Raw genomic sequence first — 25,569 nt, 5'->3', positions numbered from 1 at the left:
TCTTTGACATACTGGAAAAAGAAGTCTAACGCTGCTCCGTATACGTTTTACGGGCAGGGGGCTTGTTTCCTCCTGCCTTTTATTTTCGTTTTTCGTATCTTCCGTGTATCGGCGCTTAAAACTTACGTAACAGCATGAAATGGCTCATCTGCATTGTTTGCTTACTATCTGTTCAACACCTCTCTGCTCAAAAGCTGGACTCACTGGCCGCGCAGATGGGCGAACTGCCGCCTCAAACCTCCCTGTATCTCCGCACGAATAAGGATATTTACATCGCTGGCGAAGACCTCTGGTTTTCGGCCTGGTCGCTGGACGCGCAAAAGCTGATGCTGTCTGCGCAGGACAAGATCTTATACCTGCAACTCTCTCATGGTGATTCGGTGATGTGGAAAGAGATGTACCCGATTACGAACGGCTTGTCGCAGGGCCACGTGTACCTGCCAGATACCTTAACAGCCGGCGACTATTTATTACAGGCCTATTCTGCCCATTCCTATTTCGCAAGCCCCGTTTTTTACGCGGCTTCCCGAATACAGGTAGTGAAGGAGCCACAGGCGATTAAGCGAAGGGTATATCAAAGCAGGAGCGATACATTACTCAAACCGGAAGATACTTTACAGTTAATAGCCAATCATCGCGATACGATCACCTTTCGTATTCGTCCGCGTTATAACCACAAGAAAACCGTTTACCTGCGGATGCAGACGCGTGGCGTGTTACAGTCTATCGCAGCCGTACCGGTGCAAGACAGTGCGACCGTGAAAGTGCCGATAGCACACATGCCGCGTGGTATTGCGGAGGTTATGTTGTTCGATGAACAATTAAAACCGGTTACAGGCAGACTGGTTTTCCTGCACCAGGGGCGAAAATTGCAAATACAGTTCAGCGAGGTGAAGGAGTTGTATGCGCCAAAGGAAGAAGTCGTGCTAAAGATTAAAACGACCGGTTATGGTGGCAAGCCGGTACAGGCGATACTTAATGTTCGCGTGATGGATCAGTTGTTTGCAGATGCGCGGAATGTACGGGATATCGACAATTACTACCACGTGTCAACGCAGTTGAAGCAGGATGTGTATGATGTAGCTGCTTATTCGGATAGCGCCGCTATGGAGCAGCTGTTACGCACAAGTAGTGTTGCTTCGTACCAATGGAATGGCAACTCGGCAAAGCCGCTATTGCCCGATAGCATCCGGGGGCAGTTAGCGGGGAAAGGCAAGATGCCTTCCTCCGTGATGCTGTTCAACTACAATAAGAGCATCACGAATATGACTACGGTGGGGGAAGATGGGCGGTTTTATCTTACGCCGGAGCAATTGTTTACAGGCCGGCGTTTCTTTGTAAAGTACTTCTCCGAGAAGGAATTTAAGGTAGATATCGAAGACCCGTTCAATGCGATCAGCCGCATCAAACCAATATATGCACTGGGTACAAAGGATATTATAGCAGCGGAAAAGCCGGTCGATCCGGGTTTGCTGCAATATGGCCGAACATTAAAAGAGTTTACAGTGCAGGGAAAGGGCAGGGCGTTTGGAGATAAGTACCTCGGCTACCTCGACAGCATTGCCAGGTTCGAAGGGAATATGGATTACGTAGGTGCCTGTGGAATGCTGAATTGTCCGGCCTGCAACAGCGGCAAAAAGCCGGTAGAGGGTGTAACCTACTCAGAGTTTATTTCGCCCCGGCGTAACCAGGTGGTGTCGCACCCGTTCCGGTTTACGGCAGATGAAGTGCGCAGGCAGCCGTATCACTATCCTAAGTATACCGAAGAAGAACTCTTAAAGAAATTCAAGATGGTGATGACAAAAGGCTTCTACACAGAGCGTACATTCGAACTGCCGGAAGATAAGGCCCTGCCGGACAATCGTAATACCCTCTACTGGGCGCCTGCGGTCGTGACCAATGAGCAGGGCGATGTAGAGTTGCGTTTTCCCTGTTCGGATATCCGTGGCCGGTTCATTGCGATAGTAGAAGGGATGAGTGATCACGGCGAACTGGGTACTACATCTTTTCAATTTAGCGTGAGGGACCGCCAATAATGGCATGCAAACTGTGGTATGTTTATTCATCATGACAACGCCTCAATCCATACATGTACCCCCGGAGGGTAATTTTCCGAACAGTCATTTGCCGGTACTGTACTATCCGCAGGCACTCACGTTGCCGCGTTTCTTCTCCGGCCGTTACGTACGGCAGCTATTCCGTAAAAACGGGTGGCGCAATAACTGGCGGTCCGGCATCTTCACCTATCATCATTACCATAGTACCGCCCATGAAGTAATAGGTTTCATCGAAGGCCGCACGTCTTTGCAGTTAGGCGGCATCAGCGGGCCGGTGTTACGGCTTCAGAAGTTCGACGTACTGGTGATCCCCGCCGGTGTAGCGCATAAGAACCTGGGTGGCGAGAATGACGTCATTTGCATCGGCGGTTACCCGGATGGGCGCAATTATGATATGAATTACGGCACGCCGCGTGAGCTGCCGTCGGCCCGGGTAAAGATAGCTGCTGTGCCGGTGCCTTCCACCGACCCCATTACGGGGCAACCATTGACGTACTGGACATGAACGACGATATCGCTTACCAAATAAAATCACCCGACGCCTCGCTGGCGCCTTACGTAGAAAGCTACTGGCTGCTGCACAACCGTGCTGCAACCAGCAAAGAGGTGGTGATTCTGCCCGATGGGCGTATCGACTTGTTCTTTTCGGTCACCGAAGGGCAGGGCTTTACGGCCACGCTGCTCGGTATCGGTACGCAGCCGGAACAGGCGAGTATTCCTCCCGGCAGGCTTACGTTTGCGATCAGCTTTAAACCACTCGCTGCGGAATACGTTTTGCATACACCGGTCAGCCACCTCGTAAACAGCGCTACCAGGCAGCCTGCCGGCTTCTGGGGTTTCGAGGCAACGGATATGCAAAACTTTGACGTTTTCTGCGAGAAGGCAGCACGGCAAATACAGGCAGCGTTGGAAGGCGACATAGATAACCGCAAGCAACAATTATTTGAGTTGATATTCGCCTCCAATGGTGCTATCACCGTAAAAGAACTGTCGGACCGGGTATACTGGAGCAGCCGGCAGATCAACCGGTATTTTCAGCAGTACTTAGGCCTTCCGTTGAAGGTGTATTGCAACATCCTCCGCTTTCGCGCATCATTCAAAGGCATCAAAGAAGGGAAGCTGTTCCCCGGAGAAAACTTCGCCGACCAGTCGCATTTCATCAAAGAAGTAAAGAAGCTGGCAGGTGTTTTGCCCAAGGAATTAAAGCAGAACCCGAACGACCGATTTATACAATTTTCCACCCTCGGGCGGCGCTAATTTTGTATCGTAAATACAATACGATATGTTATTACGCAATAAACGGGTAGCCATTGTAGGTGGTGGCCCAGGTGGATTAATGCTCGCCAGGTTATTACAATTGAACGACGTACAGGTGGCCGTGTACGAACGTGATACCGACCAGCAAATCCGCTCCCAGGGCGCCACGCTTGATCTGCACGAGGAGTCGGGACTGGCTGCTATTCGTAAAGCCGGATTACTCGATGAATTCTATGCCCGTCACCGCCCAGGAGCCGGACTACTGAAGGTTTTGTCGCCCGACATGCAGGTGCATATCGATGACCATGCCGCCGATCAGCAGCTGGCGGATAGCCGCCCGGAAATAGACCGTGCCGACCTCCGCGAAATGTTGCTCGCATCTTTAAAGCCCGACACCGTTCACTGGGATCATCAATTCTCCGCCATGACTCCCCAGAATACGGGCTGGACGATCCACTTCAGGAACCAGCCACCCGGTTACGCCGACTTAGTGATCGCCGCAGACGGTGCCAATTCGAAGCTGCGGCCCTACATGACGGACATACAGCCAGTGTATTCCGGTATCACGATAGTAGAAGGCAATATCTATCACGCAGAAAAGAACGCCCCAAACCTCTGGCAGCTCGTCTCCGGAGGAAAGATATTTGCACTCGGTCATGAACAATCTATCATCCTCAGCGCGAAAGGCGACGGCAGCCTGTCTTTCTACACCGGCTGTAAAGTCGAAGAAGCCTGGGCCTCCAACAGCGGCATCAACTTCACCAGCAAACGAGATGTCTTTGCATGGTTCAAAACCGCCTTCGCCGCCTGGCACGTAGGCTGGCAGGAGCTGTTCGATAGTGACGACATGTGGTTCGTGCCTCGTCCTCAATATCATTTTCCTTTAGATCAATCGTGGATCACCCATCCGAACGTAACCATGCTTGGTGACGCCGCGCATCGTATGCCGCCATACGCGGGTGAAGGCGTGAATATGGCTTTGCAGGATGCGCTGGAGTTGTCGGAATATTTATCTGTAGGTGCAAGCATCCCCGAAGCGCTGGCCGCTTACGAGCGTGCGATGCTGCAACGGGCAGCGGAGGTGACCCGCATTACGCTGGAGTCAACCGAAGGCTTACATTCACGGGATGGCGTGAAGTGGATAGGGGAGGTGTTTAGCGGGGAGCACTAATGCCTTACAACAACCTCCCCAACGCCGCTATCCCTTCCTCCAACTGCTTCTCCGACAACGAGCCGTAACTCAGCCGGATGCCGTTCTCCATCTTGCCAAAACTATACTGTTCCGGCGTAATGATCTTAATCCCTTTCGCCTGTAGTTTTTTTGACACGGACGGCCAGTCGGTCTTTTTGTTCGGTAGTACCCAGAACGCCAGGCCACCGTCGGGCGTATCGAATAACGCTTTCTCTGCAAGATGTGTTTGTAGCAAACCCGCCGTAAAGTCACGTTTCGATCTGTAATAGCCTGTGGCCCGTTTCAGGTGGCGTTTGATGGTGCCGTCATTGATCAGTTGTAACACGGCCTGCTCCATAATGGTATCGCCCTGCACATCGATGATCTTTCTCAGATCAGCGGCTTTGTCCAGCAACGCGGGGCGGCCGCATACGAGGTAGCCGATGCGGAGTGCGGGGGCCACTACTTTACTCATGGTGCCGATGTACACGAAGTTTTTCATTCCCTCGAAGCTGCATATCGGCAGTACGGGCCGGTACCCGAAGTGAAACTCGTTATCGTAATCGTCTTCGATAATTGTAAACCCATGTTCGTTCGAAAGGCGCACCAGCTCCAGCCGGCGTTGCAGACTAAGGGTAACGGTGGTGGGATATTGATGATGTGGCGTTGTGTATAATGCCTTGATGCGTTTACCCGATTGCAGGTGCGTTTCCACGTCGCTGATCAATAATCCGTCTTTATCGACCCGCACGGGCAACAATGTGGCGCCTGTTGCTTCAAAGGCTTTCCAGGCGGGTTTGTAACCGGGTGTTTCTATGAGGATGGCGTCGCCTTTGGTAAGCAGGCAATGTGCAGTAAGGTACATGGCCATCTGGCTGCCGCGGGTGACGCATATCTTGTCGGCATCTACCTGCATGCCACGTTGGTGATTGAGCATTTGGGCCAGTGCGCCACGAAATTCCACTTCGCCGTACTCGCAGCCGTAGCCCATCATCTGCCATCTTCCTTTCTGTTTGAAAATCTGCCGGTAAGCCCGCACCAGTTCATCGATCGGGGCGATCTTACTATCGGGCGCGCCGTCGTCGAATATGATGTGGAACAGCGGGGCCTTTTCTTCTCTGGGCTTATCTTCCGAAGAACCACTACGGCGTTTCGAGAGTATTGGTAATTCCTCCGCCACAAAGGTGCCCTTCCGCTCGCGCGATATGATCCACTCTTCGTTCAGTAACACATTTAAGGCTTCTACGATCGTATTACGATTGAGCTGTAACTCATTCGCCAGCGCCCTGCTGCCCGGTAATGCCGTGCCGCCTTTCAGCCGGCCGGAGCGGATGTCTGCGATAATCGCATCGGCCAGTTGAAGATAAATGGCCTTTTCTGATTGCGGGTCGAGCTGGATTTTCAGTTTCCATGGTCTGAGCATCTGGACTACCTTGTTTTGTTAAAACTGTATCATGTAACTGGTCCAAAGGTAGGGTAATTTTGTATCGCAATCATGCAGATAACGTTTAAATCAGTGATCAGATATGGCAAAGCTAGAAACAGTTAAACCAGGTACAGAGATCGTAACAGCGATTCACGAAGAGCAGAAGCAGTTCAGCTCAAAGGACTTTCACCAGACCTTCGCCAGGCCTCAGTTTGTAAGACCTTCACATCTCGTTCATAAAAACGTGGAGCAGGCCGGCGTACACAACCAGTTTTCGGCAGAACGTAAACACCCGGTATTTTTCGTCAACCTGCCCAGCAAAAATGTAAGTATGACCATTGGCGGACTGCTGCCGGGACAACTGACCAATCGTCACCGCCACACCTACGAAACCGTATTGTACGTGATTTCCGGTAAGGGCTGGACCGAAATAGAGAACGAGCGTATCGAGTGGGAAGCCGGCGACGCGGTATACATTCCTTCCTGGGCATGGCACCGCCACCAGAACGTGAGCGATACCGAACCGGCCAAATACATCGCCTGTGAAAATGCGCCGCAGCTGCAAAACCTCGGCGTAGCGCTCCGCGAAGAAGAAGGAAGAGATCTTTAACCTTAACCATTACCGGATGAACAAAATTCCATTTAAAGGCGTCATCGCCTATCCCATCACACCCTTCGATGCCGGGGAGAAAGTAGACGTGCCCCTGTTTCGCAGGCTGGTAGAAAGGCTGGTGGCTAACGGCTCGCACGGCATCGCGCCGCTCGGCAGCACAGGTGTACTGCCTTACCTCAGCGATGAGGAAAAAGAAGCGGTGACGGAGGCGACACTACTCCAGGTAGCAGGTCGTGTACCCGTACTAGTTGGGGTATCGAACCTCACCACGGAGAAGACCATCTACCACGCGCAGTTTGCCGAAAAGGCAGGCGCCACGGCAGTCATGATCATCCCGATGAGTTATTGGAAACTAACCGACGATGAGATTGTAGCGCACTACGATGCGGTGGCTTCGAAGATTTCTATTCCCATCATGGCGTATAACAACCCGGCAACGGGTGGGGTGGATATGTCGCCCGCCTTATTAAAACGCCTGCTGGAAATCCCGAACGTGACCATGATCAAAGAAAGCACCGGCGACGTGCAGCGGATGCACCACCTGCGCCGGGAGCTGGGAGAGGACGTGGCTTTCTATAACGGTTCCAATCCACTGGCCCTGGCCGCCTTTTCGGCCGGTGCTACGGGTTGGTGTACGGCGGCGCCGAATCTTATCCCCTCGCTCAACCTCGCCTTGTGCGAAGCGGTGGAAGCGAACGACCTGGCAAAGGCGCAGCGCGTGTTTTACGAACAGCTGGAACTCCTGAAGTTCATCGTCGTAAAAGGATTGCCCCGGGCAATCAAAGCAGGTCTCAACATCCTCGGCGAAGAGGGCGGATATTTAAGAAGTCCCCTGAAACCTTTGACAGACGAAGAGATCACAGAACTAAGAAACATCTTAACTCAAATTAAAAACTAACAACAATGGCAAAATCAGTATTCTATCACGCGGGCTGCCCCGTTTGTGTAAGCGCAGAACAAGACATCATCACCCTGATAGGTGAAGAAAATGTGGAAGTGGTGAACATCGGCGAAGTACGCAGCCGTATTGCAGAAGCGGAAACTGCGGGTGTGACATCCGTACCCGCTTTGGTTACGCCGAACGGCAATGTGTTGCACATTAACTTCGGCGCTTCCATGGCAGATGTGAAAGGTTGATTGTAGTCGCATAGGAATAGGGATACCCCACATAGGCATTCGGTGGCCTGTGTGGGGTTATTGTGATAGGTGGCAGTGTGGTTTGTTGGTAATGTTCCGGAATTTCGGTAATATGCTTTAGCGTGAAATCCATCGCAGTGGAACTATATTTGCGGTATTACCAGGTCAATTAGGAAGCTTATCAACATAAAACATTGCTTTCATGAGCAAGAAACAATTCTACAGCAGGCGGTTTTTTCTGAAAACCTCCGGGGCGCTGGCTGCATTGGCGGCCATTCCTGCGTCCGTAAAGTCATTTTACCTCGATGCCAGGAAACTACTCGTCGCACGTAAACAAACCGTGCCGCTACCCGTTTCCATCAACAAAAAGGCGTATAAGTTATCGGTGGATACCCGCACCACTTTGCTGGACCTGCTGCGCGAAAACCTGCAGCTCACCGGCACTAAAAAGGGCTGTGACCACGGGCAGTGTGGAGCTTGTACGGTACACGTAGACGGGCAACGGGTATTAAGCTGCCTGACGCTGGCCGCCACCTTGCCCGGCAAAGAAGTGACGACCATCGAAGGTTTGAGTGATGGCGATAAGTTACACCCGATGCAACAGGCGTTCATCGAATGCGACGGCTTCCAGTGCGGGTACTGCACACCCGGACAAATCATGTCGGCGGTGGCTTGTGTGAAAGAAGGGCATACGCATTCGGTGGAAGAGATCAAGGAGTTCATGAGCGGTAACCTTTGCCGCTGCGGTGCTTATAACGGTATTGTTGAATCCATTCAAAAAGTAGCAAAATGAAGCCATTCTCTTTCGGTAAACGGGACAATGCCAGCAAAGCCCTGGCAGCAAAGAAGGACGGCGCACAGTTCCTCGCAGGCGGTACCAACCTGGTCGACCTGATGAAGAAGCATATTGCTACGCCTGACGAATTGATCGATATTAATGCAACGCTTTCCAATAAAGTTGAAGCCGTGAACGGTGGCATCCGAATCGGTGCCATGGTGCGCAACAGCGTGATAGCGAATGATCCGATGGTGTTGTCGAAAAGTCCGCTCGTCGCCAAAGCCGTACTGGCCGGCGCTTCGCCGCAGATCAGGAACATGGCCTCTACCGGGGGCAACCTGTTACAACGCACGCGCTGCCCGTACTTCTACGATGTAAGCACGCCTTGTAATAAACGCAAACCGGGCTCCGGCTGCAGCGCCCTCGAAGGCAGTCAGCGTATGAGTGCGGTGATAGGCTATAACGAACAGTGTGTGGCCGTGCATCCTTCCGACCTCTGTGTGGCGCTGGTAGCACTGGATGCAAAGGTGAACATCTTAACGAAGGGCGAACAACGTTCGGTCATTCCGTTCCGGCAGTTTCATAAGCTGCCCGGTAATTCACCGCAGCTTGATAACACCCTTCCCGAAAATGCACTGATCATGTCGATCGATGTGCCGGACGAAGGTTTCAATAAAAACTACGCGTACGTGAAACTGCGCGACCGTGAATCGTATGCATTTGCGCTGGTGTCAGTGGCAGCGGCGTTAAAGTTGCAGGGCAACCGCATTACGGAAGCGCGACTGGCTTCCGGTGGTGTGGCGCATAAACCCTGGCGCTGGGAAAAGGCGGAGCAGTTCCTGAAAGGGAAAGAGGCCACGCCGGCTAACTTCGGTGCGGCTGCAGATGTGGCGCTGGAGGATGTGAAGCCGTTACCAGGCAACTTATTTAAAAAAGTGATGTTAAGAGGTGCCATCGAAACGGCCCTGCAAAATTCTTTAACCGCCTAATTCAACACTACCATGGGTCTTTTTGATTATAAAAGAAAAGCAAAGCCGCCGGTGGACGGGCGCGTAGAAGGGGTAGCCAAGGTGACCGGCTCGGGCAAATATGCTGCGGAATACGAGGTGCCCAATGTTTGCCATGCCGTTCTGGTGAGCAGCACCGTGGCGGCAGGCACGATCAAAAGTATTGATGTAAGCGCCGCGCAACAGGCAGATGGGGTGCTTGACATTGTAACGCATCTGCATAAACCACTCGTACCCGGACTGGCAGACGAAGAAAAAATCAAGCAGTCAAGGTTTGGGCTGCCTGTATTTCATACCGACAAAATATTCTTCCGCGGCCAGCCAGTAGCCATGGTGATTGCCAAAACGCTGGAGGATGCGAACTACGCCGCGTCGTTAGTTGAAGTAACCTATAATGAAGCACCTGCGAAGGTAGATTTCGATGAAGCGCGCAAGTCAGTGGAACTCAAATCCGCCGGCCGCGAAAGAGGCAGTGAAGCCGCCTGGAATAACGCTGCTGCGATCATCGAGCAGGAATACAACATTGCCACCGAAGTGCATAACCCTATGGAAATGCATGCCACCATAGCACATTGGACGGCCGCAGACAAACTGGTGCTGTATGATAAGAACCAGGGTGTAATGAACGTGCAGCGCACTTTCGCCGGCTTGTTCAACATCCCTGCCGCAAACATCACCGTTCATAGTGAGTTTGTAGGTGGTGGTTTCGGTTCCGGTTTGCGCGTATGGTCTAATGCACTCGCAGCGATCATGGCTGCTTTACAGGTGAAAAGGCCGGTGAAACTGATGTTGACACGACCGCAGATGTTCTCGTTAACCGGTTACCGCCCGGCATCCTGGCAGAAGATAAAATTGGGCGCAGATGCCAATGGTGTGTTCCAGGGACTGGTGCACCAGGCAAAGAACGGCTCGTCTGTGTACGAAAACTTCAGCGAAGGAATTACCCGCATCTCCCGTATCACTTATAAATTCGATAACCTGAAGACCGAACAGATCGCCGTTCCGCTCAACCTGGGAACGCCCACCTGGATGCGCGGTCCGGGTGAGTGTACGGGCGCTTTTGCGCTGGAAAGTGCGATTGATGAATTGAGTTATAAACTGAACATAGATCCGGTGGAGCTGCGGTTGAAAAACTTCGCGTTGCGTAATGACCCGGAGAACGGTAAACCTTATTCCACCAACTTCGTGGATGAGGGCATTCGTAAAGGAGCGGAAATGATCGGCTGGAGTGCGCGTAAGTCACAACCCGGCGCGATCACGGAGGGCGATTGGAAGATCGGCTATGGCGTAGGCATCGGGATGTGGAGTGCAGGCCGTGGTACGGCCAGCGCAGGCATTACGATGAACAAAGATGGCGTGGTGACGATCAAGACCGCGATGACGGATATCGGTACGGGTACCGGCACGGCGATGCATAACATGGTGCATACGTTTACCGGCATTTCTAAGAATAAGATAAAGGTAGCGGTGGGCCACTCCGACTTGCCGACTGCGGGTAGTCAGGGTGGCAGTACCGGCCTGTCTTCCATCAGTGGTGCGGTATCCGCCGTGTGTGATGCGTTGAAGCTGAAGTTGGCGGGTTATGCGGCTGACATAAAGCCGGCATATAAAGATGCGAAAGTCGCAGATGTGTTGCTGTCGGATAAAGGCATTGCCTTCCAATCGGCGAACAACCAGTTCATCGCATGGCCGGCGCTCTGGGAGAAACATCAGCTTACGGAGCTGGATGTGGAAGCCAGTTCCGGACCGGGGCAGGAGCGGCAGCAGTATTCGTTCTGCGTATCGGCCGCTCACTTCGCGAAAGTGGGGGTGAACATCAAGACCGGTAAAGTGAAGATAGAGAAAGCCGTGTGTGTGGCCGATGGCGGCCGTATTGTAAACGAGAAACCAGCGGCCAACCAGGTGTCGGGCGCGATCGTAGGCGGTATTGGTATGGCACTGATGGAAGAAATACATGCGGATAAAAAGCTGGGTAACCTGGTGGGCAACGACCTGGCGGGATATCACTTCGCGGTAAATGCGGATGCGCCTATTTTGGAAGTTGCCTTCGTAAACAAACCCGATCCGAATATTAATCCGAGTGGGGCGAAAGGTCTTGGTGAAGTGGGCATTATCGGGTCTGCAGCGGCCATTGCCAACGCGATCTATAACGCTACCGGCAAAAGGCTGCGCGATCTGCCCATCACGCCCGATAAAATATTAATGTAGTGGCACCTGTATACCTGGACAATAACGCCACCACCCCCTGCGACCCGCGGGTGGTGGAAGCGATGTTGCCTTACTTTCTGCATCAATTCGGTAACGCCGCGAGTGCCGATCATGCCTATGGCTGGCAGGCGCGCGAAGCAGTGGATGATGCCCGTTCGCAGGTAGCTGACCTGATTGGCGCCTCACCCAGGCAAATCATCTTTACTTCTGGAGCAACAGAAGCGATTAACCTCGCGCTGAAGGGGCTGGCCGAACAGGCGACTGCCGGGCATATAATCACTTGTAAAACAGAACACAAAGCCGTACTGGATACCTGCGCCTACCTGGAAACAAAGGGTTTCGCAGTGACCCGGTTAGATACCGATACCAGCGGGGCCTTGTCGCCTGCTGTTTTGGAGGCCGCTATTCGTCCCGATACGGTTTGCATCGCGTTGATGTATGCCAATAATGAAACCGGCGTAGTGCATCCTGTAAAAGCCTTTGCACAGATCGCGCGGCAGCACGATATTCCTTTCTTTTGCGATGCCACGCAGGCTGTTGGTAAAATACCGGTGGATGTGGAAGCTGATGGGATTGATTTGCTGGCCTTTTCCGCACACAAGATGTTCGGGCCGAAAGGGGCAGGCGTGTTATACGTGCGCAGTAAACGCCTTGGTTTGCTGCCGCAATTGCATGGCGGCCAGCACGAGGGCGGATTAAGAAGCGGTACACTCAATACACCGGCGATCATCGGTTTGGGTAAAGCGGCGGAAATAGCGAAGCAGGAAATGGCGACAGATGCGTCGCGTTTGCAAGCGCTCCGTGATCAGCTTGAACAAACGATACTGCAACAGCTGCCCGGCAGCAAAGTAAACGGCGGCGGAGAGCGGCTGGCTCACGTAACGAACCTGTTATTGCCGTACCCGGATGTGGAGCAATTGTTGCTGTCCTTATCTTCGCAGCTGGCGGTGAGTCGTGGCAGTGCCTGTGCAGGACTGGTACAAAAGCCTTCACACGTATTGCAGGCCATGGGTTTGAGCAAAACGGCAGCGGCGCAGTCGGTCCGCATCAGCCTGGGCAGGTTTTCGCAACAGGACGAAGTGGAAGAGGCGGTGCAGCATCTTGTAAACGCTGTTCGTTCGGCCGTTCCCGCCATGTAAAAGAAACGGAATGAAAGAGATCAGGCAGATTATACAGGCATACGAAGCCGCCCGCAAACGCGCGGTGCTGGCGACGGTGGTACATATCGAAGGCTCGGCCTACCGGGCTCCCGGCGCGCGTATGCTGATACTGGAAGATGGTACCCTTACCGGTGCTGTGAGTGGTGGCTGCCTGGAAGGCGATGTGTTACGTAAAGCTTTACTCGTGATGTCGGAAGATAAACCGCTCCTCGTTACCTATGACACCTCCGACGAAGAAGACGCCGTTATCGGTGTAAGTCTTGGTTGTAACGGCATCATTCGCATCCTGCTGGAGCCCATGTCCGCAAAAGTATTACAGCTTTTGCAGCAAGCTGTAACGGGCCGTGAGCCGGCTATTCTTGTTACTTATTTCTCGCTGAAAGATAAGAAACGTGTTGACCAGGGTACACGCCTGGTATATCGCGATAACGGCACGTCTGCCCCCGCAGATTTGGAAGCAGATATCGCCCGCACGATGGCGAGCGGTACATCCGCCTTTGTACAATATTCAAACGATCTTACTGCCTTCATCGAATACATCGCCCCTTTGCCTCACCTGGTCATCGCCGGTGCCGGTAATGACGTGATGCCGCTCGTGCAGATGGCCGCCATCCTTGGCTGGCCGGTGACGTTGGTGGACGGGCGGCCGGCATATGCGAATACGCAACGTTTTCCCGGATGCCAGTTGTTGATCTCGAAACCCGAAGAGGCGCTTGGTCAACTACAGATCGATGCACAAACCGCGATCGTATTGACGTCGCACAACTATGAATACGATAAAGCAATACTGGCTGCGGCAATAGATACGGCAGCCCGTTATATCGGTTTGCTTGGCCCACATAAAAAGAAAGTGCGGCTTGTAGAAGAATTATCAATCGACACCACTCGCCTTTACGGCCCCACAGGCCTTGATATCGGCGCAGAAACGCCCGAGGAAATTGCCTTATCGGTCATCGGGGAAATAAAAGCCGTATTCGCGCAACGTAAAGGCGGATCGCTGCGGGATATTAACGGACATATACACACCCGTCAAACGCAGATCGTACCGCCGATGCAGGACTATGGCATTGTGCTCTTAGCGGCTGGCAAATCGAGCCGTCTCGGGCAGCCGAAGCAGCAACTGGTGTACGAAGGCGATACCCTGTTGCGGAACGCCGTTCGCAGCGCACTGGGTACCGGCGCTCACACTGTAGTCGTCACTAGTGATGACGATGCACAGTTGTCTGATTTGCCCGTTGCCATTGTACATAACGCCGATGCCGCCGAGGGCATGGCCAGTTCTATTCGTACGGGTGTGCGTTATCTGCTGGATGCGCATCCGACGTTACAATATGTAATGGTTATGGTATGTGATCAACCTTATGTGAATACGGCGCATTTGCAGGCGTTAATTGCTGCGCAACAGGCATCATCCAGCCCGGTGGCCGCCAGCTTTTATGCGGGGCGTAAAGGGGTGCCTGCATTGTTTCATCGCAGTTTGTTCCCGCAGTTGCTGGCTTTAAAGGGAGATACGGGGGCGAAACATTTGATTGCTACTTTGGGCGATGGAGTAGTAGTGGTGCCGTTCCCGGAAGGGGCAATAGATGTGGATACGGAGGAGGCTTACAAGCGTTTGGTGTAAGACCAAACACCGTGAGCGGGGGGCGAAGCCCCCGGCAGCACGGGGTCTTCGTTATTTCTTACTGTAATGGTAATTCGCAAACATGATTACTTTTTCCCAATCATATACATTCAGATCGTGTTTCCCTTCCCGGAAATGATAGCCCAGCTTTGATCGGATAACAGGGCTATTGACGGCCGGCGGTTCCGCTGGTAAGGTCACTCGTTTGTCGTACAGCTGGTAGGCCGGCAGGGCATTTACCAGCGACAGGTAAGAGCCACGTGGGTCGGCCCATCGGTCTTCTACAGCGTTGGTGGAATATACGGGTCGGGGTGCCAGCAGCGCAAACAACATATGCTGGTCCACCGGCAGTTGCTCCACATTGTTACTGTACTTTTTGTAATTATCGTTAAACCAGTATCCAAACTGTTTGTTAATCAGGCTGACCGTCTCACCATACTTACGCCTGGCCAGCGATGCGCCGGAACTGCCGGAACAACTGCTCACGATCATCGCGAAACGTTCGTCCTGCGCACCTGCCCAAAGTGCCGTTTTGCCACCGCGGGAGTGGCCTACGATGGCCACCCTTTTGAAGTCGATATCCTTATCTGTTTTAAAATAATCCATCACCCGGCTGGCTGCCCAGGCCCATGCACCGATCGCCTTCATGCCATTTGGCTTCTGCAGTTCTTCAGGAAACAGCTGATCGAGTACCCCATGCTGATAGGTGCCGGGCTTATCGGGTGCCGCATCGTTCACATTGAACGCTGCAATCGCATAACCACTGTCAATCAGCATTTCCGCCGGCCAGAAGGTACTTTTGACCTCGCGGGTGGGGTCGGTATTGCGTTTCGGACGGTTGTTGATGAGCAGGAACGCAGGGGCCGGCTGTTGTCGGCCGTTTGGCGTGAACAGCACCACCGGGATGGTGACAGATTTTCCTTTATTCCAGACGGTGATCGCAATTTCTTTCAGGTGCGCGCGGCCATTCATCGCGTTCGGCTTGTCGTTGGTAATGTTGTACCGGATGCTGTCGAAACGCTTTGGCGTATGGCCGTACACATGTTCTGCGAAGAGTTGCAGTATTTCCGGCCTGCGTTTCTTTTCCCAGGCGAATGTGGTTTTTGCTGTTTTCAGCACTTCCGGTAATACATAGGCGGGCACGGTCGTTTCGTCGTAATTGACGATCTCGCCCATGAATTTATCCGTTTTCTGTGCGGACGTACTGCTGATCCCGCAGCTGAAAAGTAGTGTTCCTAAAAGGATGTAATGCTTCATTTGACTAGCGCTTTTATTCATAACCCGGGTTCTGTTGCAGTTTTTTTGCTTTATTGATCTCACTTTGCTGGAAAGGATAGAAGTAGTTTTTCGGTCCGAATACACGCGTTTCGATCACAAAGGGAGTATACGTAAGCGCAGTGCCGGTCTTCGTAATCTTCATGCCATGTACTGCCGCATCAAAATAGGTTTCTCCCTCTTTCCACCGGCGTACGTCGAAGAAGCGCTGGTCTTCAAAACACAGTTCTACCCGGCGTTCGTTTTTGATCCGCTCGCGCATTTCTTCTTTCGTAAGTCCAGCCGGCAGAGATGGCATGCTCACCCTGTTACGCACAGCATTCACGGCGGTGTGCACGTCGGTCGTCGGCCCCACTGCTTCGTTTAACGCTTCTGCATACGCGAGAAGTATATCCGCATATCGGAATAGTACCCACGGCCTGCGCACGTTGGTAATACTGGTCACATTATAGGTCGCGTTACTGCTCAGGAATTTCCGCATATAGTAGCCGGATTTAGTGCTGTTTACGTTGGTCTGCACGTTATCGAGTCCGCCATCAAAGGTTTCTACCGGGCGGGACAGACTCCCTGTCTTAAACGTCGCGCCATTGTAAATGATGAACTGGTTCAACCGCGGATCGCGCCCCGCGTACGGGCTCTGCGGATTATAACCCGAGCCCGGCGCACCGATCGGTAACCCATTTGCCATTTCAAAAGCATCCACCAGATCCTGTGTGGGATTGGTCCGGCCCAAACCACCCGTAAACCCTACCGGCGCGTTATTCGATTCGATCGTGTTGATGTTGCTGGCGGAGGTCGCGAAGATCACTTCTTTATTGTAGGTGGTGGCGGAAGCAGTATAGTCCCACAGTCCCGGGAATTCCGTCTTACTCAGCAAACCGTGTTTGTTCTGGTCGATCAGTGCTTTTGCGGCATCGGCTGCCGCCTGCCAGCGGTTTAAATCGTTGCCGGTGTTGTGGAGCGGACTTGCATAATAGAGCAGCGCCTTCGCTTTCAGCGCCATGCCGGCCGCTTTGGTCGCCCGCCCGTAGTTCGCCGCATCCCATTCACGGGTCCAGGCAGGTACGATCTGGTTAATAGCAGAGTCGCAATCCGTCACGATGAATTGGATCACCTCGTCCACCGTATTGCGCGGCAGGTTAAGGTCATCCTGTGTAGTGAAAGGTTTATCGGCAATCACGATGGCGCCATACCGTTTAAATAATTCGAAGTGTAGCATGGCCCTTATAAAGAACGCTTCGCCTCTTAAGCCTGCAATATCAGTGGCGGGGTACACGACGGCGGTAGGCGATTTTTGCAGGAAGGTATTTACCACCCACAACCCTGTGTACAGGTTGGTGTACTGCTCGTCAAAGGTGCGTAAGCTGCTCCAGGTGCCGTTGTTAAAGTAGTTGACATTGCTGTTCAGGTTCGAGTTAACGGCTTCGTCGCTGCCACTTGCCAGCAATGCGCCGCCATTGTCGATGTTGTAACGTGACAGCATATACGTATACCCGTTATTGAGGTATTCACGCACACGGCGGTCGGTGGTCCAGATAGCGTCTTCGGAGATTGGCCCTTCTGTGTATTCCGGTGCAAAAAAGTCTTTGCCGCACCCGCTGCAGATGGTGATCATCAACAGCGCCGCACTATATATTCTGAAAAAGCTCTTGTTCATGTTCGTCCAGGTTAAATTTTAACATTGATACCGATCGAATAGGTTTTAACATACGGGAAGCTCGTGCCCCTGCCTGCCCCCGGCGTCTCAGGGTCGATGTCCAGCTCGTTCAGTTTCGAGAACGTCAGCAGATTGTAGCCACCGATGAAGATCCTTGCACCTTTGAAACGGTATTTCTGGTTCAGCTTTTCGGGGGTGGAATAGCCGATTTCGGCAGTGCGCATTTTCAGGAAGTCGCCGGAGCGTAGCCAGAACGTGGAGTTGGCGGTATTGTTCCCGTTATCTGTTAAACCGAGGCGTGAATACTTTGCAGTGGCAGCGGTTTCGGGCGTCCAGGCGTCGAGCATCAGCTGGTTCAGGCCGTTCGGGCCGCCGCGCAGAATGCTGTTCAGGTTAATGGTACGGCCCTCTACACCCTGGAACTGGCTGCTGAGGTCAAATTGTTTATACCGGAGGTTAATGCCGAAGCCGTAATAGATCTTCGGAATGTCCGTATAGTCAGTCGCTACGTCGTCTTTCGCATCGATCACATTGTCTTTGTTGACATCGCGGTATTTTATGTCGCCGGGCCTTATTACGCCCGACAAACTTTGTTTCGGACTGGCGTCTATTTCCTCCTGGCTCTGGAAAAGGCCTTCTGCAATGTAATAATGCCCGCTGTTTACGTAACGACCTTCCTGCGACTGGTTATCCAACCCGTTGGTGATCGTGCGCTCCAGTACGGTGTTTTTCGCATAGGTAAAGTTGCCGTTCAATGCCAGCTGTAAGTCTCCCCACTGCCTGGTATAGTTGCCGGAGAAGTCAGCACCCTTGCTGCTAACCTTACCCGAGTTCACCTGCGCGATAGACATACCCAGGATGCCTGGCAGATTGGGCGGACCCATAATATCGTGCCGCGTTTCGTTGAAGTAATCGACAGACACCGATAATGCGTTATTCAGCAGGGTAACGTCTGCACCAACGTTCAGCCGCTCTATCGTTTCCCAGGTAGTTAATGGATTGCCGGCCGGGTTTACGAGATAAGCCGTGGTAGAGGTGGAGAACGACGAACCGAGTAACGGCCCTGCTCCCCTGGTGAATAAAGTCCGGTAGGGCAGTCGCACCACGTTGCCATTCGCATCGTAAGTGGGGCCTACATTGCCCGAGCGGCCTGCCGATGCACGGAACTTCAGGTAGCCGACGGATTTCGCATTGCTCATGAAACGTTCGTTGGAAGCGAGCCATCCTGCGGATATGGCGGGGAAGAAGCCGAAGCGGCGACCGGGTGCATAGTTTTCCGAGCCGGCGTAACTGCCGGTGAAGCCTGCCATATAGCGGCCTTTGTAAGCATAGTCGGCACGGCCTACGAGCATACGTTCGCGGTAGTCGAGGCGATCTACGGCCGCACTGATGTATTGCTGGGCGCGTACAGAGGCGCTCACTTTATGGTTGGCCGAAAAGGTGCGATCGTAGTCAAACCCCATCCACAACTCATTGTTTTTGGTATTCGTCTGGAATGCGGCGCTGCGATAGGCAATCGCGGCCGGTGTGCGGTAGGTTTGAGCCGGCGTTACCGTTTTATTGGTCACCGAATAGTTTTGGGAGAGCCCATCACCATAGTTGCCATATCCGTCGTAAGAGAAAAAAATATTGGCAGATAAGCCCTTCGTAAGGAAGTCGAGCTTTTGCTTCGCCATGATGCTCGCGAGCAGCACATTCGTTGTTGTACGGGAATACCCGGTGGCCTGCAACTGACCGAGCGGATTGTTCTGGAACTGCGAAGTGCCACCATAAGTGCCATCATCGTTCAGCAGCGGGAACGCATTTGGTGGCAGGTTATACAGGTTGTTAAGCACTGCGGAAGCACCATCGCCTACATCATTTCTTATTTCGCTTCTCAAACCTGATAGCAGGGTGATGGAAAGCGTTTTGCTTACGTCATAATCCAGGTTGATACGGAAGTTGTAACGCTGGTAACCATAGTTTGAATTGTAATTATCGTTTTTCGTTTCCTTAAACAAGCCTTGCTGGTTAAAGTAGCTGATCGTCGTAAAATACCTGATACGATCACTGCCGCCGCTGAAAGATATAGAATAACGCTGCGTCGGAGCGCCCTTTTTCAGAAAGCGGTCGAGGTAGTTGTTATCCGGGTAGAGATAGGGGTCACTGTGGTTTTTGTATGCTTCCAGTGCCGCATCATTGTAAGCCGGTGCCTGTCCTACATTGGTAAGTGCCTGGTTATACAGCGTGGCAAACTGGTACGAGTTGAGTGGCTTAATCAGGTTTGACGCCACCTGGAAACCGCCCTGCGCATCCACCGCAATCAGCCTTTGATTAGCGGTGCCGTGTCTGGTCGTTACCAGCACGGCACCGTTGCCGCCGCCGAAGCCGTACCAGTTTAAGGCACCCGCATCTTTCAGCACAGATACACTTTCGATTTCGTTAATGTCCATATCCTCGAAATCGCGCACCACTCCGTCTACGAGCAGCATAGGCGCAGAACCGTTTGCATAGGATGATCTGCCGCGCACCTGGTAACTCAGGTTGCCGCCGCCGGGCAGGTTGCCCGTCCAGTTAAAAAGATAACCACTCAAACGTCCCGCCAGCAAGCCAGATAAGTTACTCAGTGGCAATTTGGGCAATTGATCTGCATTCAGTGAGCTGATTGCGTAGTTCAGTTCCGCCCGCGTACGGGTGGCGAAAGGAATGGCAACTTCCTGCGAGCCGAAATCTATTTGCGGTGTAGTGTTTGTGTTGGGTGTTTGCGTAAGAGAATCGCCGTTGTTAACGGTGCTGTTGCGGTTGGTTGTCACCTTGGCTGTGGACGCGAGCTGCGCGGATGCGGCAAGGTTGAGCAGGCAAATCAGCGCGCCCGTTAATGTGATATATTTTGTCATCTTGATGCTCGTTAATTGATTAATACAACATGAATGTTACTCCCATCCCGGGTTCTGCTTCAAAGCGCCCGAGGTCTTGTTCATCTCCGCCCGTGGAATAGGGTAGAGGTACATGTTGTCGTTAAATACCTTCCTGTATGTTGGTAGCTCCATCACGCTGTAGCTGAAGGTGCCGTTGGTATTCTTGATCACTTTCATGGCGTTCATTGGCTGTGCAACGATCGCTGCTCCCTGCTTCCAGCGGAGAATATCCCACCAGCGCATATCTTCGAACGCAAACTCGATCGCTCTTTCGTTACGGATGCGTGCGCGCATTTCTTCCTGGGTAAGGCCTTCCGGTAAATCAGGCATGCCTGCTCTTTTGCGGATGGCGTTTACGGCGTTGTATACCTCTGTAGTAGGGCCACTGGCTTCGTTCGTCGCTTCCGCATAATTAATGAGCACTTCTGCATAACGGTAGAATACATAGTTGAGCAAAGCGCTGGCGGTGGAGCCGGAGCGGGAGGCTTCGGGCCACAGGCGTTTCAGGTAGTAGCTTGTTTTGGTAACGTTCAGCGCCGTACCATGATCGGTGCCATAGGTCACAACGCCCTGTGCATTCGGTTCACTTTGCCACGTTTGTATCGCGCGTCCTTGCCAGGTCACGTTGTTGTACAGGATGTTTACATAAAACCGCGGATCGCGGTTCAGGTAAGGGTTTTGCGGGTCGTAGCCGGACGTAGGATCGGTAATGGGCTTACCATTTTTCATCTCGTACAGGTCCACGTGGTTTTGTACCGGCGACAGGTTCGATTGCGCACCGCCCATGCTGGTGGGGATGAGGAAGTCGCTCAGGTAAGTGCCGATGAAACTTCTGCCGCCGCGTGGCCATATACGGATATACTCCGTAGAGTTGGCCATGGTGAGTACATTGGCGTAATTGGTTTCGAGTGAGTATTTGCCCAGGTCGATAATATCCTTTGATGCTGCCGCTGCTTTCTCCCATTTCGCGAGGTCGTTAGACGGGTTCTTTAACGGACTGGCATCCAGCAGTAATACGCGTGCCTTCAATGCCATGGCGGCGGCACCGGTAGCCCGGTTGGCCTGCGCTGCCGGGTTGGGCCAGTCGGCGTTGGTTAAGGGTAACAGCGGGATGGCTTCTTCGAGGTCTTTTAATATCAGGGCAAGCGTTTCTTCATAAGTGCTGCGCGCCTTATCGGTGGCCGCTTCTGTAAAATCCAGCGCTTCTGTCAATATCACCACACCTCCGAAACGTCTTAACAGTTCGAAGTAGAAGTAAGCCCGCAGGTACAATTGCTCACCGCGGATGTAGGTCGGGTTGTATTCAGGCGTCCATGGCGTTGTATCCATCAGCTTGAGCATGATGTTCGCATTACGGATGCCCCGGTACATTTGCGAATAAATGCCCGTTACGTCCGACGCACCGCCTTCCAGCAGTTGGCCCGAGTTCATCGTCGCTACTTCAATTTGCGCGTTGTTGGAAATCGATTCGTCGGTGAACTGGGAGGTCATACCTTTATAGCCGCTCAGTCTTCCGTAATCATTAATAGAAAAGGTATAGGAGAAGTCGCCGAAGCGTGAGGCCTGCAGCGGATCTTTAAACACTTGCTCCAGGTCAGTCTGTATGCCCACATCACGTTGCAGGAAGTCTTTCTGGCAGGAGAGGGCGGTTACCGTGATAACCAAACCTAATAGATATATGCACTTTTTCATGACTGGTAATCTTTGGTTATAAGGAAACGTTCAGGCCGAAGTTGATCACCTTGGTGGTCGGTATCGTAGTAGTGGCGGGCGCATATGCATTACCCGACATGGTATTCTCCGGATCAAGGCCGTAGAATTTAGTCCAGGTAATCAGGTTCTGACCGCTGGCCACTAATGTGAGGTTTTGCAGGCGCAGTCTCGATATCCATCTTCTTGGTAAAGAATAGGTGAGTTGCACATTTCGCAGTTTAATGTAAGATGCGTCCTGTAAGATGAAATCGTTCAGGCTTTCGTTCGGGTTCGCGTTCAAACCGGGGCGTGTAGCGGGCCAGGTAGGATTGGGATTGTCGGGCGTCCACCTGCCTAACATGGGCGCATAATATTGCGCCAGCGAATTACTCTGGAAGATCACGTTCGAGCTTACATTCGTTACGCCATTGAACAACAGCGACAGTTGAAAGCCTTTGTAACCGAATTGGAAGTTCATGCTGGCATTGTATTCCGGGATGTTTGGGTGACCAATCGGCATTACGTCCTGGTTATTAATAATCCCGTCACCATTGATATCCTGGTACTTAAAGTCACCGGGGATGGACGGATAAGCTGTTACCTTGTTCACCGGGCTTTTATCGATATCGCCCTGGTCGGCATAAAAGCCCAGCACATGATAGCCGAAGTAAGTACCAAGCGATGTGCCGGTAGCTTTCAGGTTTGCGGCAAGTCCGGGCGCCTCGTCCATAATCTGCCGCTCGTTATGTGCGTAGCTCAGGTTGCCCGTCACGGAGTACACAAAGTCTTTCACTTCGCTACGGTAGGTGACAGACAACTCGTAACCACGGTTGTAGTTACGTGCATAGTTCGTGCTCGGAACCGTAGCGCCGTATGTCGCAAAGCTGGTACCCGAACGGGTAGTGAGAATGTTAGAGCGCGTATCGTCAAAGATGTCGGCCTGGATGTTCAGGCGGTCACGGAACAGGGATACATCCAGCCCAAGGTTCTTTTTCAGCGATACTTCAAATGTTACGAACGGATTGCCGTATTGCGTCTGGATATAAGTAGGCGCGCTGAAGTTACTGTTCGGGTTGCCGAAAGGTACGTTCGAACCGGCACCAAACCTGTTCTGGTAGTAAAAGCGCCCCGTACCCGGGCTCGGAATACCCACCCGGCCAACGGAGCCACGCACTTTCAGCATGTTGATCCAGTCGTATCGCTTCATAAAGTGTTCGTTGGCCAGGTTGTATCCTAAAGATGCAGAAGGGAAGAAGCCGTAACGATAGCCGCTGGCGTAGTTTTCAGAGCCGTTGTAGGTGGCGCTGGCCGTCATGAAGTAGCGGTTTGCGTAGTTGTATGTCAGCTGTGAAATGACGCCCTGGTTAGCAAATGGTGCCGCCGCGGAGGTGGCGCCCTGCAGTTCCCGTTGACCGATCAGGTTAGCGCTTACGTTGTGCTTATCGAACGTGCGGGTGTAGTTGATAAACACCTGCAGGTTGGTCTTCGTAAAACCACTTCTCGTATAGGCCGGTGCACCGAAAAAGTCGTTGTACGACCCAGCCAGCAATGAAAGTTGTTTGGTGGATCTGTCCAGGTTATAATACCCGATGCTGCCACGTTGCAGCTTGCCCGACATCTGAGTGGCGTCGTACCCGAATTGCGCTTTTACGGACAAGCCTTTGGTAAGGAAGTCCAGCTTCTGGTTCAGGGTGAAAACAGATTCTGCCACATTGTTATCGGTGAACGCATAGCCGCCATAGGTAAGCAATGCGTACGGGTTCACGGAGTTCACACCTGTAAGGTTGTAGTTCACAATGTGGTTATAGGTACCGTCCAGGCCGATAATGGCCGGGTCGTCGGAATTGATGTATTCTTTAAAGAACGGCGAGCCCCAGGATGGCATTTTCAGCGCCCGTCCGACAACGCCCTCAATGCCGTTGCTCACTGCGCCAGCCGGGTCGTTATGTTCCGTGAAACCGGCGGGGGAATAGCGATGCTCGTTGCGGCCAGCCAGGTTCACCTCGAAGTTGGTCGTTTTCGTTACATCCATACTCACCCTTGCCCTAAAGTTGTAACGTTGGTAGCTGGGCGTGGTGGAGTAATCCAGCGGCGTTTTAAACTCTTTAAAGTGACCATTTTCAAACTGGTGACCAAAAGAAGTAAAGTATTTAATTGATTGCGTACCGCCCGAAATGGTGAGGTTTTGCTGGTTCTGCGACCATTGGTCTTTTACCAGTTCTTCATACCAGTTTACATCCGGGTACAACAGTTTTTCACCCGTTCCATCTTTAAAGATCTGTAAATCTTCGTCGGTAAACGTACGCGGCTCACCGACGTTGATTTGTCCTTCGGTGAGCAGCATCGCGCTTTCATAGGCACCGAGAATGTCGGGCCGCCTGGTTGGGCTTACGATCGCAATATTATTAGTAAACGTTACCCGGGCCGGGCCTTCCTTGCCTTTTTTTGTCGTGATCACGAATACCCCGTTTGCACCTTTCAGGCCGTATAACGCGGTAGAAGACGCATCCTTCAGGATATTAATACTCTCGATCTCATTCGGATCGATGTCGCCAAAGGTGGTACGTTCCACGCCATCAACTATGATCAGCGCCGTGGCATTGGACGATACCTGTCCACGGATGTACAGCGCTGCCGAGTTAATACCCGGCCGGCCCGAAGTCTGTTGCACGACCAGTCCGGGTACGAGGCCTGCCAGTGCGTTGTTCACATTCGTTACGGGGGCCCGGAGGATGTCTTTGCCAGACACGGTGCTGATGGCCGCCGTTACGTCCGAACGTCGCTGCGAGGTATAACCGTTCACGACCACCATATCGATGGCGCTTTGTTTGGAAACGAGCGTGATATTTAAGTTGTTGCCGGCCACGATGACTTCCTTTGATTCGAAGCCGATGTAGGAGAGCACAAGCGTTACACCACGGTCTGCATGGATGGAAAACTCACCGCGGTCGTTGGTTTGCGTGCCGATAGCGGTGCCCTTTATCTTCACGCTTACGCCGGGAAGTGGGGTGCTGTTGTCGTCGGTTACGCGTCCGCGTACTTCATCGATCACAGCCGGCGTTACAATGGGGAAGCCGAGGGGTAAAGAGAATTCCTTCTCTTTCACCACGATAGTGGTTTTGTTGATGCTATAGGTTAACACCTGTGTGCTGAATATCCGGTCTAATGCATCCGCCAGATCGACGTTGGTTACCTGTATATTCACGGGCCTGGACTCCCTTAAGCTTGATTCGGTAATCACAAAGTTGTAGCCACACTGCTTTCCAATGTCTTTCAGCACCGCCTTTAGAGAGGCGTTGTTGGCATTCAGGCTCACCTTTTGAGCAATGCTTCTGGCACTGACCTGCATGAGCGTGGCTAGCATGATGAAAGTAATAAGACGCATCATCAGGAAGAATTTTGCAAAATGCGGACGTATCGGCACGGGTATGCCGAGTTCCCTGGTAGAAATTCTATACATTTGTTTTGTTCGGTTTTAGCAGCCGCCCCCGTGTCGAAGCAAAGGCGATCTGCGATTAACGTGGTATAAGTAATAATACTGTGGAAAAGCCGGCGAGCGCCAGGGGTGTGTCCGCACTCCTGGCTTCATTTTAAGCTCAGTCGCGGTTACTTA

General features: G+C 52.5%; 18 protein-coding genes. 12 read left to right on the top strand and 6 right to left on the bottom strand.

The window, feature by feature from the left end:
- Positions 1–134 precede the first annotated feature (134 nt).
- Genes MKQ68_RS12245 through MKQ68_RS12230 form a run of 4 tightly spaced genes read left to right on the top strand, consistent with a single transcriptional unit; the run spans position 135 to position 4,485 of the window.
- Entirely contained in the window at positions 135–2,036 is a 1,902-nt protein-coding gene (locus tag MKQ68_RS12245) for a hypothetical protein (protein WP_264283543.1), read from the top strand.
- 31 nt (positions 2,037–2,067) lie between these two features.
- Positions 2,068–2,562: a cupin gene (locus MKQ68_RS12240; RefSeq protein ID WP_264283542.1), complete on the top strand. Its 495-nt coding sequence runs from the start codon at positions 2,068–2,070 to the stop codon at positions 2,560–2,562.
- Complete coding sequence (locus tag MKQ68_RS12235) at positions 2,559–3,314, top strand: helix-turn-helix domain-containing protein (protein ID WP_264283541.1); 756 nt, start codon at positions 2,559–2,561, stop codon at positions 3,312–3,314. Before MKQ68_RS12240 ends, MKQ68_RS12235 begins: the two co-directional genes overlap by 4 nt.
- A gap of 25 nt (positions 3,315–3,339) precedes the next feature.
- The gene (locus tag MKQ68_RS12230) at positions 3,340–4,485 is read left to right on the top strand and encodes an FAD-dependent oxidoreductase (protein ID WP_264283540.1); all 1,146 of its coding nucleotides are present in this window, start codon (positions 3,340–3,342) and stop codon (positions 4,483–4,485) included.
- Between the two features lie 4 nt (positions 4,486–4,489).
- On the opposite strand, the gene pdxR is transcribed toward MKQ68_RS12230, so the two are convergent.
- Complete coding sequence (gene pdxR / locus MKQ68_RS12225; protein WP_264283539.1) at positions 4,490–5,908, bottom strand: MocR-like pyridoxine biosynthesis transcription factor PdxR; 1,419 nt, start codon at positions 5,906–5,908, stop codon at positions 4,490–4,492.
- A 103-nt stretch (positions 5,909–6,011) separates the two neighbouring features.
- On the opposite strand from pdxR, the gene MKQ68_RS12220 reads away from it, so the two are divergent.
- The 8 genes from MKQ68_RS12220 (at position 6,012) to MKQ68_RS12185 (ending at position 14,435) form a co-directional block, all read left to right on the top strand.
- Positions 6,012–6,521, top strand: coding sequence for a cupin domain-containing protein (locus tag MKQ68_RS12220; protein ID WP_264283538.1), 510 nt, complete (start codon positions 6,012–6,014; stop codon positions 6,519–6,521).
- A gap of 16 nt (positions 6,522–6,537) precedes the next feature.
- Positions 6,538–7,422 (top strand): dihydrodipicolinate synthase family protein, encoded by an 885-nt coding sequence (locus MKQ68_RS12215; RefSeq protein ID WP_264283537.1) that lies wholly within the window; start codon positions 6,538–6,540, stop codon positions 7,420–7,422.
- Positions 7,423–7,427: 5 nt separating this feature from the next.
- Entirely contained in the window at positions 7,428–7,661 is a 234-nt protein-coding gene (locus MKQ68_RS12210; protein WP_244845442.1) for a thioredoxin family protein, read from the top strand.
- A gap of 202 nt (positions 7,662–7,863) precedes the next feature.
- Positions 7,864–8,454, top strand: coding sequence for a (2Fe-2S)-binding protein (locus tag MKQ68_RS12205; RefSeq protein ID WP_264283536.1), 591 nt, complete (start codon positions 7,864–7,866; stop codon positions 8,452–8,454).
- Positions 8,451–9,428, top strand: a complete 978-nt coding sequence (locus MKQ68_RS12200; protein WP_264283535.1) for an FAD binding domain-containing protein — start codon at positions 8,451–8,453, stop codon at positions 9,426–9,428. Before MKQ68_RS12205 ends, MKQ68_RS12200 begins: the two co-directional genes overlap by 4 nt.
- 12 nt (positions 9,429–9,440) lie before the next feature.
- Complete coding sequence (locus tag MKQ68_RS12195; RefSeq protein ID WP_264283534.1) at positions 9,441–11,654, top strand: xanthine dehydrogenase family protein molybdopterin-binding subunit; 2,214 nt, start codon at positions 9,441–9,443, stop codon at positions 11,652–11,654.
- On the top strand, positions 11,654–12,793 hold the full coding sequence (locus tag MKQ68_RS12190) for a cysteine desulfurase family protein (RefSeq protein ID WP_264283533.1): 1,140 nt from the start codon (positions 11,654–11,656) through the stop codon (positions 12,791–12,793). The genes MKQ68_RS12195 and MKQ68_RS12190 overlap by 1 nt, the downstream gene beginning before the upstream one ends.
- Before the next feature lie 10 nt (positions 12,794–12,803).
- Complete coding sequence (locus MKQ68_RS12185; protein WP_264283532.1) at positions 12,804–14,435, top strand: NTP transferase domain-containing protein; 1,632 nt, start codon at positions 12,804–12,806, stop codon at positions 14,433–14,435.
- A 51-nt stretch (positions 14,436–14,486) separates the two neighbouring features.
- Here the strand turns inward: MKQ68_RS12185 and MKQ68_RS12180 are convergent, their stop codons facing one another.
- The 5 genes from MKQ68_RS12180 to MKQ68_RS12160 are packed head-to-tail and all read right to left on the bottom strand — an operon-like array spanning position 14,487 to position 25,416.
- The gene (locus tag MKQ68_RS12180; RefSeq protein WP_264283531.1) at positions 14,487–15,692 is read right to left on the bottom strand and encodes a glucuronyl esterase domain-containing protein; all 1,206 of its coding nucleotides are present in this window, start codon (positions 15,690–15,692) and stop codon (positions 14,487–14,489) included.
- 13 nt (positions 15,693–15,705) lie between these two features.
- Complete coding sequence (locus MKQ68_RS12175; RefSeq protein WP_264283530.1) at positions 15,706–17,367, bottom strand: RagB/SusD family nutrient uptake outer membrane protein; 1,662 nt, start codon at positions 17,365–17,367, stop codon at positions 15,706–15,708.
- A gap of 11 nt (positions 17,368–17,378) precedes the next feature.
- Entirely contained in the window at positions 17,379–20,243 is a 2,865-nt protein-coding gene (locus tag MKQ68_RS12170) for a SusC/RagA family TonB-linked outer membrane protein (protein WP_264283529.1), read from the bottom strand.
- Positions 20,244–20,279: 36 nt separating this feature from the next.
- Positions 20,280–21,956 (bottom strand): RagB/SusD family nutrient uptake outer membrane protein, encoded by a 1,677-nt coding sequence (locus tag MKQ68_RS12165; RefSeq protein WP_264283528.1) that lies wholly within the window; start codon positions 21,954–21,956, stop codon positions 20,280–20,282.
- Positions 21,957–21,972: 16 nt separating this feature from the next.
- Positions 21,973–25,416 carry a TonB-dependent receptor gene (locus MKQ68_RS12160; RefSeq protein WP_264283527.1) on the bottom strand — a complete coding sequence of 1,148 codons (3,444 nt, stop codon included), beginning with the start codon at positions 25,414–25,416 and terminating at the stop codon, positions 21,973–21,975.
- Positions 25,417–25,569: the final 153 nt, after the last annotated feature.

Source organism: Chitinophaga horti (genome assembly GCF_022867795.2).
Classification (GTDB): Bacteria; Bacteroidota; Bacteroidia; order Chitinophagales; family Chitinophagaceae; genus Chitinophaga; species Chitinophaga horti.
This window is presented reverse-complemented; position numbering and strand designations above follow the sequence as displayed.

Coding starts and splice junctions, on each gene's coding strand:
- MKQ68_RS12245 (WP_264283543.1), top strand. CDS start 135: ATGAAATGGCTCATCTGCATTGTTTGCTTACTATCTGTTCAACACCTC.
- MKQ68_RS12240 (WP_264283542.1), top strand. CDS start 2,068: ATGACAACGCCTCAATCCATACATGTACCCCCGGAGGGTAATTTTCCG.
- MKQ68_RS12235 (WP_264283541.1), top strand. CDS start 2,559: ATGAACGACGATATCGCTTACCAAATAAAATCACCCGACGCCTCGCTG.
- MKQ68_RS12230 (WP_264283540.1), top strand. CDS start 3,340: ATGTTATTACGCAATAAACGGGTAGCCATTGTAGGTGGTGGCCCAGGT.
- pdxR (WP_264283539.1), bottom strand. CDS start 5,908: ATGCTCAGACCATGGAAACTGAAAATCCAGCTCGACCCGCAATCAGAA.
- MKQ68_RS12220 (WP_264283538.1), top strand. CDS start 6,012: ATGGCAAAGCTAGAAACAGTTAAACCAGGTACAGAGATCGTAACAGCG.
- MKQ68_RS12215 (WP_264283537.1), top strand. CDS start 6,538: ATGAACAAAATTCCATTTAAAGGCGTCATCGCCTATCCCATCACACCC.
- MKQ68_RS12210 (WP_244845442.1), top strand. CDS start 7,428: ATGGCAAAATCAGTATTCTATCACGCGGGCTGCCCCGTTTGTGTAAGC.
- MKQ68_RS12205 (WP_264283536.1), top strand. CDS start 7,864: ATGAGCAAGAAACAATTCTACAGCAGGCGGTTTTTTCTGAAAACCTCC.
- MKQ68_RS12200 (WP_264283535.1), top strand. CDS start 8,451: ATGAAGCCATTCTCTTTCGGTAAACGGGACAATGCCAGCAAAGCCCTG.
- MKQ68_RS12195 (WP_264283534.1), top strand. CDS start 9,441: ATGGGTCTTTTTGATTATAAAAGAAAAGCAAAGCCGCCGGTGGACGGG.
- MKQ68_RS12185 (WP_264283532.1), top strand. CDS start 12,804: ATGAAAGAGATCAGGCAGATTATACAGGCATACGAAGCCGCCCGCAAA.
- MKQ68_RS12180 (WP_264283531.1), bottom strand. CDS start 15,692: ATGAAGCATTACATCCTTTTAGGAACACTACTTTTCAGCTGCGGGATC.
- MKQ68_RS12175 (WP_264283530.1), bottom strand. CDS start 17,367: ATGAACAAGAGCTTTTTCAGAATATATAGTGCGGCGCTGTTGATGATC.
- MKQ68_RS12170 (WP_264283529.1), bottom strand. CDS start 20,243: ATGACAAAATATATCACATTAACGGGCGCGCTGATTTGCCTGCTCAAC.
- MKQ68_RS12165 (WP_264283528.1), bottom strand. CDS start 21,956: ATGAAAAAGTGCATATATCTATTAGGTTTGGTTATCACGGTAACCGCC.
- MKQ68_RS12160 (WP_264283527.1), bottom strand. CDS start 25,416: ATGTATAGAATTTCTACCAGGGAACTCGGCATACCCGTGCCGATACGT.